Here is a 1,325-nt window from a genome sequence, read left to right as displayed (position 1 = left end):
ATGTATTGAGGCGGTTGCCAGCGTGGCCGAATCGTCGGCTGGATGAGCTGTTGCCGTACGCCAGCAATCACTTCAGTTAACTTACGGAAAACCCCAACCTCACGCCACGACACAAGGTGCCATCACCGGGCGTTTACCTCGTTACGACAAAACGGCGAGAAATTATCTGGCAATGGTGAAGTTGGGTTGTATACGGCTCTTCTATCAGCGCTTATGTAATTAAGGGACACAGCCTAGCTCAGACCTGATCTGACAGTTACCGGTTATTTATACAGGTGTCTGTCAGATTAAATCTGGTTCAGATTCTTTTCTGCCCAGATCCGTTTTCCATCAAGTAGCGTGACCATTGGCGTACGCCCGCAGCACATTTTCCCCTGATGGGTTCGCTCATTATTGTAATGCCACAACCAGTTGTCCAGATCCATTTGCAGGCTTTCCAGCTCTGCATATAACTTCTTGCGGAACGTAACCTGATAAAATTCCTGCAAAATAGTCTTATGGAAGCGCTCGCAGATGCCGTTCGTCTGCGGAGACATCGCCTTCGTTTTTGTATGGTCTATATCGTTGATGGCCAGATACAGCTGGTAATCATGCTGCTCCACTTTTCCGCAGTACTCCGTACCTCTGTCGGTCAGTATCCTCAGCATCGGCAGCCCCTGAGCCTCATAGAACGGCAGTACCCGATCATTAAGCAGGTCGGCTGCAGTGATCGGTGTTTTAGTCGTATACAGCTTGCAGTGTGCCACTTTCGAGTACGTATCCACGAACGTCTGCTGGTAGATACGGCCCACACCTTTCAGATTACCAACATAGAAGGTGTCCTGCGACCCCAGATAACCCGGGTGAGCCGTCTCGATTTCTCCGCAAGCTTCATCGTCGTGCGCTTTCTTTTCCAGTGCCACTATTTGAGCATCGGTAAGCACGATGCCTTCTCTGGCGACTTTTTCCTCAAGTGCCTTCAGGCGTTTACGGAAGTTCTCCAGGTCGTGCCGTTGCCAGATGGAACGCACGCCGCTGCCGGAGATAAAGATGCCTTTTTTACTCAGCTCATTGCTGGTCCGGTGCTGACCATGGGCCGGGAACTCAACGGCGTACTCAACAACCGCCTGTTCAGTGGCTTCATCGGCTCGATTCTTCAGGTTGGGCACTCGACGGTTCTGATTAACCAGAGCGTCAATGCCACCTTCTTCAGCCAGCTCCTGATAGCGATAGAACGTATCTCGCGACACACCCATGATTTTACAGGCTTTTGATACGTTACCGAGTTCTTCTGCCAGATTCAGCAGGCCGGCTTTATGTTTGATGATGGGATTGTTAGTATGAAG

1 protein-coding gene is annotated in these 1,325 nt (G+C 50.6%); it reads right to left on the bottom strand.

Annotation, left to right across the window (positions count from 1 at the left end; all coding sequences use genetic code 11):
- Nucleotides 1-287: 287 nt before the first annotated feature.
- The coding region (locus ACRDCA_RS19420) for an IS481 family transposase (RefSeq protein ID WP_438691018.1) at nt 288-1,325 on the bottom strand (1,038 nt) is incomplete at its 5' end.

Origin of the sequence: Serratia sp. (in: enterobacteria) (genome assembly GCF_051654945.1) — a bacterium.
Classification (GTDB): domain Bacteria; phylum Pseudomonadota; class Gammaproteobacteria; order Enterobacterales; family Enterobacteriaceae; genus Chania.
The sequence above is the reverse complement of the archived record's forward strand: the minus strand, read 5'-3'. Positions and strand labels throughout refer to the sequence as shown.